Origin of the sequence: Pseudomonas sp. 8 R 14 (assembly GCF_900005955.1) — a bacterium.
Lineage (GTDB): Bacteria > Pseudomonadota > Gammaproteobacteria > Pseudomonadales > Pseudomonadaceae > Aquipseudomonas > Aquipseudomonas marginalis.
Genome location: NZ_CVTH01000069.1, coordinates 1 through 20,475, shown reverse-complemented (window position 1 = coordinate 20,475; position 20,475 = coordinate 1). Strand labels below are relative to the sequence as shown.

7 protein-coding genes are annotated in these 20,475 nt (G+C 63.6%); all 7 read right to left on the bottom strand.

The genetic code is table 11. From position 1 onward, the window contains the following. Positions 1-565, bottom strand: a 565-nt coding sequence (locus tag BFQ01_RS17730; RefSeq protein WP_141691289.1) for a DUF2341 domain-containing protein, incomplete at its 3' end; no start/stop codon positions are given. A 24-nt stretch (positions 566-589) separates the two neighbouring features. After that, complete coding sequence (locus BFQ01_RS17725; RefSeq protein WP_065926277.1) at positions 590-2,179, bottom strand: ShlB/FhaC/HecB family hemolysin secretion/activation protein; 1,590 nt, start codon at positions 2,177-2,179, stop codon at positions 590-592. A gap of 59 nt (positions 2,180-2,238) precedes the next feature. Continuing rightward, on the bottom strand, positions 2,239-2,832 hold the full coding sequence (locus BFQ01_RS17720; RefSeq protein ID WP_065926276.1) for a transposase: 594 nt from the start codon (positions 2,830-2,832) through the stop codon (positions 2,239-2,241). A gap of 1,159 nt (positions 2,833-3,991) precedes the next feature. Further along, the gene (locus BFQ01_RS17715) at positions 3,992-16,240 is read right to left on the bottom strand and encodes a filamentous hemagglutinin family protein (RefSeq protein ID WP_065926275.1); all 12,249 of its coding nucleotides are present in this window, start codon (positions 16,238-16,240) and stop codon (positions 3,992-3,994) included. Positions 16,241-16,446: 206 nt separating this feature from the next. Beyond that, a complete protein-coding gene (locus BFQ01_RS17710) occupies positions 16,447-17,631 on the bottom strand; it encodes a substrate-binding domain-containing protein (protein WP_027607538.1) in 1,185 nt (394 codons plus the stop codon). Positions 17,632-18,148: 517 nt separating this feature from the next. Beyond that, positions 18,149-19,360, bottom strand: coding sequence for a type II secretion system inner membrane protein GspF (gene gspF, locus BFQ01_RS17705; protein WP_065926274.1), 1,212 nt, complete (start codon positions 19,358-19,360; stop codon positions 18,149-18,151). After that, a partial coding sequence (gene gspE / locus BFQ01_RS17700; protein ID WP_065926273.1) for a type II secretion system ATPase GspE occupies positions 19,360-20,475 on the bottom strand: 1,116 nt, incomplete at its 5' end. The genes gspF and gspE, both read right to left, overlap by 1 nt.

Below are 20,475 nucleotides of genomic sequence, written 5' to 3'. Positions count from 1 at the left end.
ACAGCAGCGGCTGGCCGCCGAACTGCAAGGCGCGGCCGATCACGCCGTCGATGCTCGCGCCGGTGGCGTTCAACGCGGTGTTGGCGTAGGCCGTGGTGTCCCGTGGCGGCGTCGCGTTGGCGCCATCGAAGTGATAGAGCGCGGTGTAATTCGGATCGAACGTCAGCTGGCCATTGGCGGTGGCCGGGGCCTTCTGGTTGCCGTAGTACATCCAGATGTCCTGGCGCTGGCCGCCTTCGACCTTGGGCACATCGACCCAGATCAACGCCATGCCCATCAACGGGTCGAAGCTTTCGATCTGGTGATTGAACACGGTCTTGTCATCGGCACTCACAAAGCGCAGGTCGGCGCCGTCGTCCTTGACCCCGTCAAAGGTGAAGTTGCCGGTGTGCAGGCGCACCAACAGTGCGGTGCGGCCCAGGGCCTGGCTGATCGCAGCGCCCTGGGCGGTGGTGTCCACCGAAATCTGTTTGCGGTAGTGCCAATCGTCCTGCCACCAGGCATGGGCAGTGGCCGGGAGCGCGAAGCCCAGGCAGATCAACAGGTTCAGGAATAGGCGTTGCATGGGTGAAGTCTCCGGAAGAAAAAGTCAGAAAGTCGCCTGCACACTGAAGTGCAGTCGCGAGTCCTGTTTCTGGGTGTTCGGTCCATCGAGCAGCGGGTAACCCCAATCCAGGCTGCCGGACAACCACTTGCTCAAACTGGCGCGGGTGCCCAGGCCGATACTGGCCAGGCTGTATTCGTCTTCCTGCTCGGGCAGCGGGTCGTGCAGGCGCATGCGCGCGCCTTCGGCGAACGCATAGAAGCGCCACTCCTGCACATAACTGCCGAGGAACTTGGCCAGGGACGGCGTGCGCAGTTCCTGGGAGAGCAAATAGCCCTCGTCCCCGGTGCGCTCGGCCGCCAGGTAGCCGCGCACCGAGGTGGCGCCGCCGGCGGAATACTGCTCGTTGGACACCAGCGGCCCGGAGGCCAGCTGGAAAGCGCCCTTGGAGGCCGACTGCCAATCGTTGGCGAAGGTATAGGTGTAATTCAGGTCGCCCTTGAGCACGGCAAAACTGGCACTGGCCTTGTAGCGCTTGTAATCGAACTCTTCGGCGTCGCTGCCGTAGCCAAAAAATGCACGGGTGCCGACCACTAGGTTCAAGCCCAACCCCAGTTGGGATTGCTCGGTGTAGCGATAGCCGTTGTAGCCCAGGGTGAACGGCGCGTACTTGAGCGGCACCTGGTCGCTGCTGGCGCCGAACTTCATCTGCTCGTCGAAGTCCTTGAAGTCCACCCCGAACGAGAACGAGTTGGCCCAGTTGCCCGCCGCCGGCAAGCTATAGATGGCGGATACGCCATAGGAATGGCCCTTGCCCAAGACGTTGCTGCCGCCGATGGTGGCGATGTTGCTGTCGGACTGGTAACCGGAGAACTGCAAGGTCCAGCGTTCGTTCAGCGGCGCACTGTAGGAGCCCGACCAGACCTTGGCATTCTCGGTGTCCTGGGGCGCGGTGAAGTAGGTCAGGGAAATGCTGTGGCCCAGTTGCCAGAGGTTGTCGTAGCCCAGGGTGGCGACCGAGCGCAGCTTTTCGGTGTCGGCGCTGTAGTCGTTGTTCAGGCCGAGGCTGGCGTGCCAGGGGTTCTGGTCCTCGACCTGCAGATCCACATCCATGGTGCCGGGGCGCTGGCCTTCACGGACCAGTGGCGTGACCTGCCGACCGGCACTGCGGTTGAGCCCGGCCAACTGGGTTTGCACCGTGGTGAAATCCGGTACCGCGCCTTCCTTGAGCCCCGGCACTTCCTCGCGGATCTCCACCGGCGAATAGTGCTTGGCGCCGACCACACGCACGCGGCCGACCTTGGTTTCGCTGACCTGCAGATAGACGATGCCGTCATCGACCTTCTGTTCCGGCAGCTCGACAAACACCGACTGGTAGCCACGCGCCTGGTAGATCTTCTGCAACGCATCGCGCGCGCCTTCGATATCGTCCAGGGTCTTTTGCGGGCCAAGGAACGGGTACACCGCCTCCTCGATCGTCGCCGCATCGAGCACGGTATTGCCGCGCACGAAGTACTCATTGACGTCCACCTTGCGCGCCGGGACCTCACCACCCTCCTCGGCCCACACCGGTTGCGCCAGGACGCCCAGCGTCAGGCAGCACAACGCCAGCGTTGATTTGAACAGATGCTCCACACCGCCCCCTAACTGTCTAAGATTTTGCGCCGTCGCCGATTGCACGGCGTCTGGCCTGCTCAATTGCTGCTGGTCGAAAGATGGCTGTGCCGCGCCAGCCAGGTGTGCAGCAAAGCGAAGTTCAGGGAGAACTCCGGCATGTGCAGCAAGGCGCCACAGAACACTTCACCGATGATGGTCTGGATCAACTGCACGGCCTGCGGGTTGTTCAACAGGCTGGCGATGTCGCGCTGCAAAGCGTGGATGCTCCACACCTTCTGGTTCAGCTCCAGGCCGACGAACCAGCGGAACAGCAGGTTGTAGTTCAGTTGCTCGTGCAACTGCTGTTCGCTGGGCACCGAATACAGCAGTTGCAGCAGCAGGATCTGCACCACGGTCTGCGGCGCGATCGACATGCCCGGCGCGGCCTGGAGCAGGTCGCGATGCTGCTCGAGCACCTCGTCGATCTGCGGGCGCAACAGCACCAGCGAATGCCCCGCCGGGATGTAGCTGGACACTTCCTTCAAGGCGCCCTGCCAGTCGTCCTGGGAGACGATCCACACCCACGGCGCGCCGTAGCGGTACACCGAAACCGGCTTCTTGCGCGCAGCCTCGACGATCTTCGACAGGCGCTGGTCGAGCTCCTGCATGCCTACTTTCGAGTAACGTTCCATAGTTCCCATTGCCCCACTCCTGGCGTCCCGCTGACGGCTGGGGAAGCGGCTTGTGGCGGCCTCCAGCGCGTTACATAGGCAAGACGGAAGTGGCGATGAGCTACCGAACTTTTGTCATGAAAGCTTCATTTTGGATTGTGAGGGGAGCAATTTTTCTGGAGGCTGCATTGGCGGCCCTAGAGCTGAGCGGAGTTGTGCCCGGTGTACTCGGTTGGAAATGTGGGAGGGGCGGTGCGACGATTCGACTTGCCCCCGATGGCGGCCTCTGGGCCGACCTTTTTTTTGGATTGGACCGGGTACATATCCGTTGCTGCGGTAACGGCCACTTAGGGTTCCGCTCTTACAGCGGGTCACTTTTGGAAGAGCGCCAAAAGTAACCAAAAACGCTTCGCCCCACCACTCGGCACCTCGCCCAGGCTCGGTGTGCCCGTAATCCGACAGTGATTTGGGGGGCCGCCGCCACGCGCCATCCATGGCGCGGGGCGGCTAAACCGGCATCCCTGCCGGTTTACCCCCCAAATCACTATCGAATTCCGGCCAGCGTGGTTAACGGGGCGCCTAAGATCAAGATCAAAAGCAAGATCAAGAGCAGCTCGCTTCGCATCGTGGTGACCGTTGGGGCTACACAACAGTGTGAATGGAGCTGCCCCCCCCTGTTGTATCGCGAGCTGTTGCTATTGCTCTGTTTTTGATTTTGATTTTGATCTTAGGCGCCCCGTTAACCACGCTGGCCGAATGCAGGTTTGAATCCGTGGGTAACCCGGCAGGACGCCGGGTTAGCCGTCCTGGGCCAGGGATGGCCCATGACGGCGGCCCACGGATTCAAGCCTGCGTTCGGGCATGCCGAGCCTAGGCGAGGCACCGAGTGGTGGGGCAAGACCTTTTGGTTACTTTTGGGGCGTTTGCCAAAAGTGACCCGCTGTAAGAGCGGAACCATAGGTGGCCGTTACCGCAGCAACGGATATGTACTCATTCCAACCCCAACCAATGGTCGGCCCAAAGGCCGCCATCGGGAGCAAATCGAATCGTCGCACCCACAGTTTTAACCGAGTCCCCCCAATACCGCTCGGCTATAAGCTCGCCGCCCTTCTGATTCCCCAAAAAAATGGGGCGATCACTGATCGCCCCGAACGGTACATCGAGAGGTCCTTCTGAAACGCTACAAACTGATCTGCTTACGCTCCTCATCCGTCAACCGCGCCCGCGCCTGCTCACTCAGCGGCCCCGCGCCCAGCACCTGCACCGGGCTGTCGGGGTTGTAGCCCGAGGTTTTCCGAGGTTCCGGTTCACGCGACAGCGGCTCGGTGCCCAGGCTCAGCACCTCCACGGTCATGATCGACGGCCGGCCCTGTTTGGCCGCCGCCTGCTGGCTGCGCGCCGCGTCTTCTGCGGCCTGGGACGCCGCCGCCCCCGCTGCGCTGGCCGAGCTCATGGCGCCGGTGTTGACGGTGGCCGACACCGGCACCCCGGACGACTTGCCCTGGGTCTGGATGTTCGCCGCGTTCACCACCCGCAGGGCGGCGATGTTGACGTTACCCGACACCCGAATCCCCGCCTCGCCCGCATCGATGGTGCCCATCGGCGCGATCAGGTCGATATCCCCCGCCGGCACTTCCGGGATCGGGTTGAGCGTGGCGATCCCCGCACCGGTGCTCGGTACCGACGGCGACAGGCTCACGTTGCCCCAGTTGTCATAGACGCGCTTGGGCGGCGTGTACACCACGGTGGTCTTGGAGCCACGACCGGCGTTGATGTCGCCCTCGCTGGTCCAGGCCATGATCGAGCCGCCGAAGGTGGTCATGATGCGGCTCTGGCCAAGCAGGATGCTGCCCAGGGAGTACAGTTGGATATCTCCAGCGCCCTGGGTGATCACCCCAGCCGTGGACGGCGGTGCGGCGCCTTCGATGCCGAACGTCTGGCGGCCACCCGGCGTGAGCATCTGGATCGAGCCACCGAAGTTGGTGTGCACGCCCGCGCCGCCGAACATCGTGATGTCGCCTTTGTAGGTGATCGGGTTGCCGGCCACGTCGGTCTCGGGGAACAACCGGGCAATCGCGGCACGACCACGCACATAGCTGCCCTGGCGCACACTGCCGTCCTGGTTGTACTCACGGCCGGCGGCCTTGAGTTCGGCAAAGTACACGTCGCGGGCGAAGATCCGTTGTTGTTCGGCGGGCAGTGCGGCGTAGTAGGTCCGCGCCTGTTCGCTGTCGCCGGCGAAGCCGAAGCGTTCGGTGAGCCAGGTAACCAGCTCGTTTTCGTAAGTCTTGGCCACCTTGGCGCCTTGCAGGGATTCACCCGCTTGCGCCAGGTTGGCGGGGTTCAGGTAGGCCTCGACGAAGCGGCGGTAATCCGGGCCATTGGGGCCCATGCCGGCTTGCATGACGATGCTTGCGCCAGGGCGGCTGTCGCCCGCCGCCACAGCACCCAGGCTGTTCACCGCGACTTTGTCTTCCATCTGGATGTTGCGCCCCGCCGTCAGTTCCAGGGTACCGGGGCCGGCAACGTTAAAGCTGCTGTAGAGGATGTCGCGGCCAGCGCTGGCGATGGAGATATCGGTGGGGCTGTTGTGCACGAACAGGTTGCCGGTAAAGGTGTATTGCCCCGTATCCGTGACACCTGCGCTGGCACCGCTCAAGCGCGTGCCGCTGCCGACAATATCGCGTCCGGCTTGCATCCATACCGGGCCTGCGCCTTCGTAAAAGGTTTGCCCGAACCGAGCGTCACCCACCCCCGTGATCGTGAGGGCGCGCCCACTATTGACGCCCAGAAGATCCCCGTTCAGCGCATAGAAACGCGCGGGCTCCAGGGCATCACCCCAAGCCATGCTGGCGGTGTTGGGACCAAAGGCAAACAGCGGGGAAACCGTCAAGGTTGCAATGTTGCCATCGCTGGAAAGATTGCCACTGCCCACTATTGCCGTTTTTTGATCCGTCAGGAAACCGGCGAAGGCCGGACGCAGAATAGTCGCCAGGCTATTGGGTGCTGCACTGGAGCGGCTGATCGTCAGATCGCCGCCGGAGATCGAATCCCCGGCCAGCAATTCCAGTTGTCCATTGGACGAAGGTGCGAGTACCAACGCCCTGAGCGGCTGCACGGTGCCAGGATTACTGGTCGAGGCGCTGCCGTAATAGAGACTGCCGTTAGCCGCAACCGCACGCAATGTCGCGGGATAGACCGCCGCCATATCGGTTTCCAGGGTCTGGGTCAGCGGCGTGAGGTTGCCCCCGGCAGAGAACAGGTCCACTGCTGTGCGGTCGGTCCACAAGCTGAACCAGCTTTGTCCGATCCCGTTGACCCCCTTATTGACGAAGGTCAAGGCGTTCATCTGCGGCGCGCGCCCAGGGTCGGCGACGTCCTGCAACACCAGGTCGCCACGGGTGGACAGGCCGAAAGTGGCGTCGCCCGGCAATAGGCTCAAACCACCCGAGGCCATGGCCGAAGTGGAACGCAAAGGATCGTAGGCGCGCACTTCGCTGGGGCTCTGGTCTGTGAACCGGTTGCCATAACGCAGCGTCAGGCTGCCCAGGGCGCCACCGGTCAATTGCACGTGCCCACGCAGGTTCACCAGCGCACCATTGAGGTGGTCTGCGAAGGTCTGGCTGGCGGGGTTAACCGCTCCGCCGACCCGCAGGTTCAGATCACCGCCACCCGTCAGTTGCACACTGCCATCGGCCCCGACCCGACCGGTGCTGCCGACTGCCAGTACCAGGCCTTGGCTGCGGCGACTGACGTTCAGAGCTGTTGACGAGACAGGGCTGATGAGTCCTGCATCGCCACCCACATCAACATTCAGGTTGCCGCCTCCCAGGGTGCCAAACCCGGTGAACCCGACCATCTGGTCCGAGCGGTCGCTGGCGACGTAGGAACCAAAGTTGATCCACCAGGCGGTGGCTTGCGCCTGGCTGCCACTGAGGCCGTTGCCCTGACGCCACAGCCAGTTGCCGACGTTGGCGGAATCCTGGCCTTGGTCGCTGGGTACCGGACGACCAACGCCATTCTGCGCCGGGCTGGTGATATTGCCCGTCAGGTTGCCGCCCACTTTAAGCAGCAAGTTGCCGCCAGTGTCCGGATACCAGGCACGGTACAGGCTGCCCGTTCCCCCATCGACCAGCTTCTCGTTGCCCCCCGCGTTACCCAGCACCTTGTTGTTGCTGCCCACGGCGCGCTTGAGGTTATAAGGATCGTTGGCCGAGGTGCCGGTGGACGAACTGCCCGCGGTATAGACCCCGAACAGCGACTCCATGCTCAGGTTGCCGGCGGCCAGCAGGTCAAGGTCTGCAGCGCCGGTGCGGATTACGCTGAAGCGAGTGCTGCCACCCACCAGCAGCGTGTAGTCCTCACCACTGGTAACGCAGTAGTCCGGGAGATCGTCACATATACCCGGGTATTGTATTGCGTCGAAATCAACCGGTTGGCCCACCATGCTTTCATCGCCGAACCACTCCTTAGAGCCCTCCTCGGTCCAGACCTGGGTTCCTTTCCCGAACGTCCCATAGTGACTGTCCGCCAAGCGCAGATTGCCGCTTACCGGATGCGGTTGCAGCAGGCGACTGTCGGCTGCCTCGGTGTCGGCCCCCGCAACCAGGCGAATCGACCACGACTGCGCACCCTCCTCCAGCAGGGGTGCAATTGCCCAGTTCTTGCCCGGATGGCCGGCGTCACGCAACGTCACCGACTCCACGCCGCCCGGCAGCTTCACGTCTGTTCCCGACGGCAACAGGGCGCCCCGGGGCAGCGCTTGGCTGGCGGTCAGCGTCACCTTGGTGGCCAATGGCACGCCCTTGGGCCAGATCAAGCCGTCGACACTGGCTGACGTGCTCAACAGGCTGCCGGCATCCAGGACACTGCCGATGGCGAGGGTCTGGCTCTGAGTCAGCAACGTGCCCGCCGCGAACAGCACATTGCCCGAGGCATCCCGAACAGCCGCCGCCAACACCGTACCCGCCGGGAGTACCAACGGTTGTTTGAGCGTAGCCGCGACGGGCAATCGGGTGCCCGCCGGCAGAAACAGGGGGTTGGTCAGTACATCGAAATTAAGCGCAGCGCCCGCAGGGAACACAGTGCCCATCTCCAGGGTCACGCCGCTGCCCGGTACCACCACGGTGCCGCCGGTGTAGTCGATACCGGCGCGCAGCACCCAGCCATTGTCATCGTCGGTGGGCGGTGGCGCGGCAAAACCGTCGTTGATGCTGCCATAGATATTCAGGTCGCCACCGGCGCGCAGGGTCAGGCTGCCGGACTCGGTCTTGGCCGTTGATTTGAGGCTGGCGTAGCGATAGCTGGAGAGGTCCAGATCGCCCTGCACCACCAGGTCGCCGTCCGGGGTTTTGCTGATGATTTCCACACCGGGGCGCAGGTGGAAAACATCGCCGTAGGTGGCGTTGTTCAAGCCGGCGAGCTTTTGCAGCAAGTTGTTGTTAACGCGCGCGGCATTGATGAAATCCTTATTGGATGGATCGACGACTTTCTTGAGGTAGTCCTGATCAATAACTTGGTAGGGGCGCCCGTTGGGGGTTTCGTCAGTTTTGGTCGGGGCATCGTCGTAGGTTCTCATGCCATTGAGGGCGATCGAACGCGCGCCTTGGATAGTCAACTGCCCACTGGCGTCAATGGCGATGTCATCGCCGCCCACGCGCGGCGCATTGAGCTCCAGCGTGCCACGGTTGCGCCCGTCATTGCCGGTCGCGGCCTCGGTGCCATGGCGCAGGTCGATGCGCGCGCCATTGGCCAGGGTCAACTGGCCCTGGCCAGAGCCGAGGACCACGATGGCGCGGTTAGGCGAATCGATGATCTTGCCGTAGCTGTCCACCCGCAGTTGGCTGCCATGGGCATCGAGCACCGCCGTGCCGTCCAGGCTCAGGCCGTTCTTGGCGGCCAGGTTTATGCTGCCCACGCGCTCGCCGCTGGCATCCACCAGGCCGGTCACGCGCAGGCTGCCATTGTCGATCGAGACGTTGACGCTGTTGGCCTTGACGTCATTGCCGATGGTCAGGTCGCCCTGCTTGAGCTGGAAGCTGCGCGCACCGTAGACCTGGCCTTGGTTGAGGCGTTGGTTGAGCGCTGCGAACTGGTCGCTGAGCGTACCGCTGCCGCCCAGGCGCTGGGCCTGGATCTCCACCGCACCCGCGAGGTATGGCACCCGCGTGCCACCGGCATCGTAGTCACCGCTGCTGCCGGCGATAATCTTGCCTGCCAGGTCGACGATCCCCGCAGCGCCGTCCACCGCCACCGCGCGCAACTTGCCCGCCTGGTTGTGCTGCGCCGACAGGTCGATGGTCGAACCGGCGGCCTGCTGCACATTGCCGGCACGGCTCTCCAGCAAAACCTCGCCGCCTGCGCTGTATTTGGTCAAGTCATTGAAGGCAATGGCCCGGCCGGACACATCAATCGAGGCGGCATCGGTCAACACCACGTCGCCCTGCGCGCCCAAGGTGACCTTGCCGCTGGGCAGTACCACGGCAGTGGCCAGGCGAAGGCTATCGCCTTGCAATGACAATTCGCCGCCGATGCCGTCCACCTTGCCTACTGCGCCAGCCGAGGCGCTGACATCAATCGCGCCACCGGCGGTAATACGGTTGACCGAACCGGCCTCACCGGTCATCAGCGGCGTGAGGATATTCAGGTTGCCGCCGCTGTAGGCAAAGCCCTTGATCGCATCAAACGCGCCCTGGCTCTGGTACACCGAGAGGCTGCCCTTGTGGTTGGCGGTGATGCGCTCACTGGCATTGAGGTTGACGTTGGCAAAGCCCAGGGCGAGGCGGTCGAAGGTATTGGTCGTGCTCGGCTGGGCAAAATCCCCATAGCCGAATTCGATACGCTCGGCATTGATGTCCAGGCGCCCGCTGCCGCTGCCGGCACCGCCGGTCACCGCCGCCACAGGCGGCGCGACGGCACCTTGCCAGATCAGGTTGGCGGTGTGGATAGTCGCCACGTCGTTCAAGCCGCCAGAGCCGTAGATCGCCGGCGTGGACAGCATCAGGTTGCTCAGCAACGACTTGCCGGTCACGGCGTCATAAGTGTCCAGGGTGGTGGTGCCGTAGAAGTTAAAGCTGTCACGCGCCGACAGTTGCAGGGTTTCCAGGGCCGGGGCGCCGAATTGGGTGTCGCCGCGCAGCAGGCGTTCCAGCACTTGCTGGTTGAGGGTCATACCCACCGGCAGGCGATTGTTGGCGGCTGCAGCGGCTAAGGCTTCGGGGCTGCCGACGTTGATGCTGGACACGCCCAGGTTCAGGTGGCGGGTGCCATAGCGCACCTCATCGCCCATCTGCAGGGTGCTGTCGGTCAAGGTAACGATGCTGCCTTCGGAATACAGGGCTGTCTGGCCGCTGCAGGGCGCGCTGTTGCACACGCCTAACTGGATGCCTCCACTGATGAGTCCACCCAATGACGGCGCGGCAATTACGTTGAGCAAACCGTTGGACACCGCCAGCACATTGCTCAGGTTGTAGATAAAACCGTCACGTGCGTCGTAGCTGGCCTTGCCCTGGCCTATCGTGTTGATCGAGGCGCCTTGTTCGAGCGTAATTTTTCCGGTGGAGGTCACCAGTAATACCTCCGGTGCCGCCAGTTTCGCGCCGTCGCGCAGGATGATGGAACTGATGATGCTGCTGGGGAGGTTGATGTAGTTGCCACCCTGGCCGTACGTGACATAGGTCATTCCACCGATCAGCAGGCGAGCCGCGCCCATTGCATTCAGGCTGTCCGCATCCACCGTAATGCCTTTGAAATTGGCGGTAGCCGCGTTGCCTGCCGCGACAATTTCGATGTCCCTTCCCAAGCTGCCCTTTTCTTCGTTTATCAGCGATACGGTACCGCCGTAACCGCCGTCAGCGGCCTCGAAGCGGCCGATCCCCTGGAACGAAAAGGCATCCGCACCTGCGCCTGGCCGCAGGGCCAGTTGCAGGGTCTTGGCATCCACCGGCAGCAGTGCCCGAGGTACACCAAGCCTGGTGGCGTCGGCCACGGCGAACTGTGCGTAGCCGGTTTCGTTGTATTGGGAGTAACGACGCAACCTATCGGCCGACGTGAGAATTACCTGGCTGGCCGTACTGTTGCTGATCCCGGTATTGGCGATGGACAAGCGCCCTGCCGTGGCCCATGAGCCATTGCGCAACGCCTGGGTCACACCGTCGGTGCCCAACCCGGCCAGGCCGTTGATCTCGAGCCGGAAAGCCCCAGGCATCAACGCATAGGTGGACGGCATCAGGGTATAGGTGCCGGCCGCCAGGCCCGGCACGCCGGCGCCGATTGTGATCTGCTGGCCGATCAACGGATCGACCGCGCCACCTTCCGGCGCCACCGGGGCATAGCCCGGTTGCACGCCCGGCACAATCGCATAGATGGGGTTGGTGCTCAGACCCGGCAGTACAAACCCGCCGTTCGCACCGAACTGTACCAATGGGTTGTAACGTGCATCGGTAGAGCCCCCGCGCCCGGAAATAAATCCGGCGCCGAGCAGTTCGCCACCGCCGGACAGATCCACCGTCGCCTGCGGCAGCACCGTCAACTGCTGGCCACCGAGAATCACCCCAACGTTCAGGCTGCCCGCACTGTTGCCGCCACCCTGGCCGATAAACGTCACTGTCTTGCCGTTGTACTTGTAGATCTGGCCATCCACGGTACCGCCGTAAGGCAATACCAGGCCCTTGCCACTCACCGAAGTGAGGCTGCCCGGCAGCAGTTGCACGTTGGTAGAGCCCAGGTTGCCAATCTCGATCAGCCCCAGTGGCGCACGCACCACCCCGCCCTGCTTGATGGTGGGCCCGCCCAATTGCAGACGACCAAAGGCCGAGTAAGGCATGGCGGCATTGCTATTGGCGGTGCGTGCGATGGTCAGGGTGCGTGTCGGATCGTAATTGAAGCCTGTGTCATTGCTGGCAGCATTATTCAGATAGCCCGCCAGTACCCGGGCGCCGACCTCAGTCGCCGGATACAACTGCGCCGCGCGCAGGGTCATGTCACCACTGGTCACTAATTGCGTGCTGATGCCCTGGGCAATCACATCTGCCCCCGCCCCCGCCAGGAAGCGCAAGTCGCCCTGGCTGGTCAGTTGCACATCATCAAACCCCCGCCGTTCGAGGCTGGCCTGGCTGTTGTCGGGCCGCAACAGATAGCTCTTGTTGCCGAACACCACATTGCCACGCACGTCGATCAGGTTGGCGTTGGCGTTGAACTGCGCCGTCGTGGCCAGCGCGGAGGGATTGGGTAACACCGGCACCGCGCGGGTATAGGCTTCCTTGCCGGATTCTGCCGGCGCGAGGATGCCGGCCAACAGCAGGTATGGCGCCGACAGGTTGACCCGCGAACTGGCCGCCGCGTTTTCACTGAGGTTATAGCTGCCACCGTACAGGCGCAGGCTCTGGCCCATGTTCAACGACACGTCACCGTCGAAACTCAGCAAGCCGTTGCTGAGCAGCGCCAGGTTGTCAAAGCCGCCGGCGCTGATCTGGTCCACGCCGAGGCGGCCATGGCCGTACTCGAGGCTGGAAGTCGGGCTGGCTTGATGGGTCTGGCTGAGCACCAGTTCACGCACCTTGAGCACACTGTCGTTGACGCCGGCCTTGAGGTAATACGGGCTTTCCAGGGCCAGGGCCAGGCTACCGCCCGCAGCACCTGCGCCACCCGCGCGGGCAACAAAGCTGCCGTCCAGGTACAGGCCGTTGTTCGACGCAAAGCTGATGCTGCCGCCATTGCTGGCCATCGGCACGCGGCCCTGGCCGGGAACATCCAGCATCGCCTGGGCACCGGACGCGTCCAGGCGCGCGCCGTCGCGCACCACCACAAACAGGTCACTGGCCTTGGCGATGCCGGTGGCCAGGTTGATATCGCCGCCGATGCTGATGGTGCCACCATTGCGCACCTGGCCGTAGACATTGCCACGGTTGCTCACCGCCGTGACCGCACGCGACGCCACGTCGATCAGCGCGTTTTCACCCACCCAGATCGAACGGCTATGGCCGGCGGCGTTGGCCGCTTCCGAGCCCGTCGCCGTCAGGCCGCCCAGGCTGACGCTGCCGCCCCAGGCGTTGAGGCTGCCGTTCATGGTCAACTGGCCGACGCTGCGCAGGTTGATGGCCTGGCCCGGGTCGACAGTGATCACCGCGCCCTGCCCCACGCTCAAGGCCGTGGTGGCCAGTTCAGCCGCCGTGGAATTCAGATTGCCGGCGGTCAAGGTCAGGCTGGCGCCACGGCGCTGGGTCAGTACGCCTTTGGCGGCGTCTTCCTGGTACAGCGCCGGCGTCCAGCGTTCAAGGGCGGTGGCCGGGTCGCTGCCCGTGGCAGCGGCCGAGGTCTGCTCGCCAATACGGTAGACCGGCGTCGTGACGTCGACCTGGGTACCGTCCGTGACCAGCAGCCCTTCATTGCCGGTGATGTCATAGGCCGAGAAGCCCTTGTTGAAAAAATCCCCCGCCAGTTGCACGGTGCCAACATCGGGCGCCGTGGCGCTGTCGCCGATCTGTACTTTGCGCGCCTGCAACGCCAGGGTGCCGCCACCGCTCACGCCATAACCGCGAATCTCGCCGTCCAAACCCAGGGTACCGAGAGACGCCAAGGTCACGTCGCCGCCCTTGCCACCGTTGAGCTTGCCATCCAAGCCGAGGGTGCCACCGGAGGAAGTGTCCACCACGCTGCCGGCCGCCAGGTTCACACCGCCAGTGCTGCGCAGCGACACCTTGCCGCCGTTCACATAGACCAAGCCGCTGCTGTTGGCCGGATCCAGCAGCAGATTGTTCCAGCGCCCGGTGGCATCCAGCGTGACCCCGCTGGCCACGTTCAGCGTGCCGCTGCCGTTGAGGATGCTGTCGCCCACCGCACCGCCTTTAAGCGGGTCGACCTGGCTGAGGATATTGCCCGCGTTGAGGCTGCCGCCGTGGGCCGTGAGGTGGGCGTTGATGTCGACCCTTGGCCCGAACAGGGTGATATCGCCGCCATCGGCCACCTTGAGCGCTCCGTTGACGGTGACCTGCTGCTTGGCCGCGACCTTGATCGCGCCCAACTGATAGCTATTGAGTTGGTCGCTGTCGAGTACCATCTTGCCCTGGCGGTCCGCGGGCAGCGCGGTGGTGAGGTCCAGGCCATCGGCGATTTTTTGCGTACCGCCCTCGATCAACACCTCGTCCGCGTTTGCGCCCAAGGCATAGCGCAGGGTGCCGGTGGTCTTGTTGTAGATAGGCGTGTAGCCGCCAATGATCAATTGCGCGCGCTGGGCCATGGCCTTCTGCGACTGCTGGTAACCGTCGAGGTTGATGTTCGGCGCCTGGGTCTGGCGATCGCCCTGGAACACGTCACTGATCACCTGGCCCTCGAGCACCGCACTGGTGGTACCGATCACCAGCTTGCCGGCATCGCGGCCCACCGTGTAACCGCTCTCATAACGACGCTGCTTGGCGATCATCGGGTTGTAGTAGTAATCGGTCTGGCCCCAGCGCTTGCTGGTGTCTTCATACCCCTTGTAGAACCCGGAATAGAGAATGTCGCCCGGCGCGTTGGACAGCTCATACAAGCGCCCATCCGGGCCCTTGAGCCAGGTCTGCTGGATATAACCGGCCTGCACATCCACGGTGCCGCCCGACAGGTTGATCTGCGCGTCCTTCTGGGTCACCACGTCCTTGCCGGTAAACGTCACGGTACCGCCCTGGGCCATCCACTCGCCCACCGAGTGGCCTTGGGTGCCCAGGTAGCCGCCCACTTCCAGCAAGCCGCCAGCGGTGTACCAGCGATCCGTCGCATAGCCGTTGGTGCCTGCGGGCACAAACACCAGCTCGCGCAGGTCGACCCACACATCGTTATTGATCAACTGCCCATCGTCACGGTTGACCGGTGCGTCGCGCTGCTCGTTGCCCTGTACGTTGATCTTGATGTTGTTGGATTCCATCGACACCTTGACACCGACCGCCCCGGAGACATCGATCATCGCCCCGTCGCGTACCAGGCTGCGCCCGGTGGCACTGACCGCGACCTGCCCACCGGTAGCCAGGGTGATCGAGCCTTTCTGGAAGTCCACCGTGCCGCCGCTGACGATCTCGATGCGTGATTGGTCGGTGCGGTCGGCCACGGCGCTGAGGTTGTTGAACTGGCCGGTGATCAGGTTGGCGGGCGTGCCGTCGAGCTTGATCAGGCCATTGCTTTGCTGGCTGTTCAGCGCAGTGCTGCCACTGCTGTCCAACAGGATCGAAGTGGTACTGCCCTCGCCCAGGGTCACACTGCCAGTGGTATCGGTGGCGGAATTGAGCAGGTGAATCGTGCCACGGGTGTCCACCGACGTGCTGGCCAGGGCCACGCCATTTTGCTGCACCTGGTGCCCGGTCAGGGTGATGTCCCCGGTGGACACCATGATCAGACCGTTGTTGCTGACCTTGCCGGCGCTGCTACCGGCCTTGAGGCTGGTCGCCACTTCATTGCCGCGCGTGGTGGAGCGGTCGTTGCCAGTGGTACCGACGCCCCTGCGGATGTAGAAGCTGTCGCCGGCGGCCAGGGTGGTCTGGCCCTTGGCGGTAGTGAGGGTACCGGCGTTTTCCACTTCCGAGCCCAGCAGCAAGGCATAGCCGCCGGCGTCGGTGGAGGTGGCGGGGTTGTGGGTCTGGATCAATGCGCCGCGCTGCACCTCGACCTTGCCGGCCGCGTCAGTGAAGGTCGGCTGGGTGCCGGTGGCGTCCACGTAGATACCGCGCTGGGTGAACTGCTCATCGGTGATGTTCGCCGCCGCCGCCACCAGATTGCGCACGTTGACCTGGCTGGTGCCACTGAACACCACGCCGTTGCGGTTCACGATCATCACCGTACCGGCGCCGTTGATCTGGCCCTGGATTTCGCTCGGGCGCGCATTCGGGTCGTTGACGCGGTTGAGCACGGCCCAGCTCGACTGCTGCTGGAAGTCGACGCTGGTGTTGCGCCCGACGTTGAAGGTTTCCCAATTGAGGATGGCCTTGTCGGCGGTCTGTTCGATGGTCACCGTGGTCTTGCCGCCGGCCTGGGTCTGCACCGGGCCCTTGGCGTTGGTCCAGCCCTGGGTCAGGCTGTTATCCACCTGCAGGCCACCTTTGCCGAGGCCGTCTGGAATCGTCGAGACTTGGCCAAACGCCGCCTGACGCCCCGCCGCTTGTGCTGCCTGCTGTGCCGCAATCGCCGCGACGCTGGTGTTCAAAGTGCTGATGGAACGCGCCAACTGCTGGTTGACCCGCGCCTGCTGGTTCAGCGAAGGAATCCCCTGCACCTGCCCGGCACTGATCCGCGCCGCCGTCGCCGCCTGGGTCGCACCTTTATCGGCAAACCAGCTGGAACTGAACGCCGTGGCCGCATGGGCATTGCCCGCCACCATCAACAAGGCGATGGCCTGGGCCAGGGGCTTGAGGCGCAGCACAGTTTCTTGGGCTTTCAGGTTAACCGGCGATTTGCAGCGGACCATCGGGGATCTTCCTTCTTTGTTATCACGCAGGGAGCAAGACAGGCTCACGTATGAGGGTTAGGCGGTTGGCGAGGGACGGGACTGAACTTCTGTCACGCAAAGTTCATATAGGGCTGTTAACGGCTCGAAAAACCGCACAAACGCAAAAAATCAGCAACGGCACAGACCGTTGCTGATCAGGTGGTGCAGGTCGTTGAAAGCGAGGGTTACAGCGGGCGACCGATACCGTTGCAGACGTTGGTGTTGCCGATGCTCAGGGCGTTGCTCGCGGTCAGGAAGCTGGCGCGAACGGTGGCTTTCCAAGCGGTTGGCAGCGGAACGAAAGCGTTGGCGGTGATGGCTGCATCGTTGTTATTGGAGGCGCCGTAGTGCTTGGTGAAGAAATCACGCACTTGGCTGGTCTGGGTGGCATCGGCGTAGCACTGGCTGAAGATCAGGTTGGTAAAGCCCAGGATCGGGTAGCCCGAGGTTGGGTAAGGCTGTACACCGGCGGTGTTGTCCGGACCGAAGACTGGAACCCAGGCGTCCGGGTTGGAACGATCAGCGGCAGCCGGTACCGGTACTGCGCCGATGGCGGCAGACACGTTGGCGGCGGCAGGCGAAACGCCCTGGGTGTTGGTGGCGACGTTTTTGCCCACGCGAGCCACTTTGGTGGCGTCGTCCAGGCCGGCCAATGTCGGGGCGGCGAAGTCCGGGCTCATGTAGGTGATGCGACCATCGCCGGCGGCCAGGGCAGTCATTACACCTTGGCTGCCAGTAGCAGCAACGGCGCCGGCAGGCAAGCCACCGGAGAAACTGGTGCCGAAGGTGGTGGTGACGGCGAAGTTGCCTGTTTCTGCGTTGCACTTGGCATTCAGGAAACGGGTGAACAGCTCAGTGGTGCCACTGCTTTCGCTGCGATAAACCACAACGATCGGACCGGTACGGCCAGAACCGGAAATCCCGTCCCAGGTATTGATACGGCCCGAGAACACGCCGCACAACTCTTGAACGCTCAGGTCTACAGCGGCGGAACCGCTTTTATTGAAAGGAATGGCAACCGAAGTCCCCACCGATGGCACCTGGATCAACTTGCCCCAGGTCGGTTGCTTGGCAGAGGCGTAGGTCGACAACTCAGTGGCGCTCAGCTTGGAGTCGCTGCCGGCCCAGTGCACGTTCTTGTTCGTCACGCCCGCCTGGAACTTGGTGTAGTCATTGTTCAGGAAGGCTGCCTTGCCGTTGCCGCTGCCGACACCGATGTACTGGGCGAAACCGGCCGTCAGCACGCCGGAGGTCTGGTACAGCGCTTGTGGCAGGGTGGCACCGCCGCCGTTGATGTCAGCCATTGCAGCCTGTGCCGAGCACAGTGCGGCGAGGGTCATGGATACCGCGAGAACGTTGCGCTTAAACATGAAGAATCTCCTTTCGTCGTGTTTGTACGTTGGGGTAGATGGCTCTTGCATGACGCCATGGCTTCGGTCCCAGGCCGTGTCTCGGGGGTGGCGAGGGGTGAGGCCATGGGTAGGAAATTTCGCAGTTTCCGATGACAGCAAAAGGAAAAAACCTCGGGAGGAAGGGCTTGATTTTTAAAAAGATTCTCGGGTGTTTTGGTCATGGTTTTGAGCGGTTTGGCGGCAGGTGACAGCGAGGTTTCAGCGTGGGTTTAGTCAAGGTGGCGCGGGCTGTGGCGCAGGGCCTGGATGTGACGGAATGAGGAACCCGAGGTTGGGAGCCGGCGATATCGGCCTGCCCCAAAACCAGCCTCAGCAGAGTTTCTGATACACCGCATTCTGCTTTACTGGGGCTGCTTCGCAGCCCGGCGCGGGGCAAGCCCGCTCACCACAGAGGAACTCACCCGTCTCTGAAAGTTGTGTAAATATCCATGGCTATCAGGGGCAAGCCCTCTCCCACATTGGTTTTTTGGTGTGTTCAGGTCACCAGTTGGTTGATCTCGATGATCGGCAACAGCACCGCCATCACGATCACCAACACCACCGCGCCCATCACTACGATCATCAACGGTTCCAGCAACGCGGTCATGCCCATGGCCCGCCGTTCGATATCCCGCGACAAGGTCTGCGCCGCCCGCTCCAGCATCGGTGGCAGCGAGCCGGTTTTTTCGCCACTGGCGATCAGGTGGATCAGCACCGGCGGGAAGACTTTTTCCACCGCCAGTGCCGGGGCCAGGTTGACGCCCTCACGCACCTTGGCCGTGGCATCGTTGACGCATTGGCTCAGGCGCTCATTGGAGAGGGTTTGCCGCGCCGCTTCCAGGGCCCGCAGCAACGGCACCCCGGCACCGCCGAGAATCGCCAGGGTCGAGGCAAATCGCGCGGTATTCAGGCCCAGCACAAAGCGCCCGATCAGCGGCAAGCGCAGCACCCGGCTGTGCCAGTTCAGGCGTGCCACAGGGTTGCGCAGGTACAGGCGCCAACCCCAGAAACCACCGACGATGCCGCTGAAACACAGCCAGCCCCAGGCGCGGATAAAGTCGCTGGCGTTGAGCATCGCCAGGGTCAGTCCCGGCAGGTCCTGGCGCGCCTGGGAAAACGCGCTGACCACCTGGGGCACCACGTAGCTGAGCAAAAAAATCACGATGCCGATGGACACCAGCCCGACCACGCCGGGGTAGATAAACGCGGTGAGGATCTTGCCGCGCAGGTTGTTGCGCTCCTCGATGTAGTCGGCCAGGCGTTCCATCACCTGGGCCAGGTCGCCGGACTCCTCCCCCGCCGCGATCAGTGCGCGGTAGATCGACGGAAAGTCCCGTGGCCGTGCCGCCAAGGCATCCGCCAGACGCATGCCGCCGCGTACATCGGCACGCACGGCGGCCAGGGTCTGGGCGATGTGTTTTTTCTCCGCCTGTTCCACCGTGGCGCTTAATGCCGCCTCCAGGGGCAGGCTGGCGCCGAGCAGGCTCGCCAGTTGCCGCGTGGCCCAGGCCAGGTCGTTGTCCGACAGCTTGGCGCTGAACAGGCTGCTGCCGGCGGCGCTTTGCTGACCGCCCTCGACCTGCACCAGCAGCGCGGTCAGGCCACGGCTGCGCAGCACGGCAAATGCCCCGCTCTGGCTGTCGGCCTCCAGGTGCCCGGCCTCGACTTTGCCGCTGGCATCGGCGGCTTCATAGCGATAGCGATTCATCAGGCGTCCCGTGTCACGCGCAGGATTTCTTCGGGCGCGGTGGCGCCGCTGCGCACCCAGCGCTCGCCGTCTTCACGCATGCTGAACATCCCCGCACGCCGCGCCGCCACGCGCAGATCCTGCTCGCCGGCGCCCTGGTGGATCAGGCTGCGCACCTCGTCGTCGACGCAAAACAATTCATGGATACCGGTCCGCCCGCTGTAGCCGATCTGGTTGCACTGCGCGCAGCCCACCGGGCGCCAGGTGCCGGGCGCGGCCGGGTCTTCCTGTTTGCAATGCGGGCACAGGCGGCGGACCAGGCGTTGCGCCAGCACGCCCAGCAGTGACGAGGCCAGCAGGAACGGCTCGACGCCCATATCGATCAGGCGGTTGACCGCCGACACCGCATCGTTGGTGTGCAGGGTCGCCAGCACCAAGTGCCCGGTGAGCGAGGCCTGCACCGCGATTTGCGCGGTCTCCAGGTCGCGGATTTCACCGATCATGATGATGTCCGGGTCCTGACGCAGGATCGCCCGCAGCGCCAGGCCGAAGGTCATGTCGATCTTGGCGTTGACCTGGATCTGGCTGATGCCCGGCAGGTCGTATTCCACCGGGTCTTCCACGGTGAGGATATTGCTGGTGCTCGCATCCAGCCGTGCCAACGCCGCGTACAGGCTGGTGGTCTTGCCGCTGCCCGTGGGCCCGGTGACCAGCACAATGCCGTGGGGCTGGCGGATCAAGGTGTCGAGGCGCGCCAGCAACTGCGGCTCCATGCCCAGGGTCTCCAGTTGCAAGCGCCCGGCCTGCTTGTCGAGCAGGCGCATCACCACCCGCTCGCCATGCCCGGTGGGCACGGTCGACACACGAATATCAATCGGCCGCCCGGCCACGCGCAGGGCGATACGCCCGTCCTGGGGCAGGCGTTTTTCGGCGATATCGAGCTGGGCCATGATCTTGATCCGCGACACCAGCGCACCATGCAGCGCCTTGCGCGGCGACACCACATCCCGCAACGTGCCGTCGACGCGGTAGCGCACCACCGAATGGCTTTCATAGGGCTCGATGTGAATATCACTGGCCTCGTCCCGCGCTGCCTGTGTGAGCAAGGCGTTGATCATACGAATCACCGGCGCGCC

What these genes read in the sequence shown, in the direction of transcription:
- BFQ01_RS17720 (WP_065926276.1), bottom strand. Translation starts at nt 2,832, where the DNA reads ATGGAACGTTACTCGAAAGTAGGCATGCAGGAGCTCGACCAGCGCCTG.
- BFQ01_RS17715 (WP_065926275.1), bottom strand. Translation starts at nt 16,240, where the DNA reads ATGGTCCGCTGCAAATCGCCGGTTAACCTGAAAGCCCAAGAAACTGTG.
- BFQ01_RS17710 (WP_027607538.1), bottom strand. Translation starts at nt 17,631, where the DNA reads ATGTTTAAGCGCAACGTTCTCGCGGTATCCATGACCCTCGCCGCACTG.
- gspF (WP_065926274.1), bottom strand. Translation starts at nt 19,360, where the DNA reads ATGAATCGCTATCGCTATGAAGCCGCCGATGCCAGCGGCAAAGTCGAG.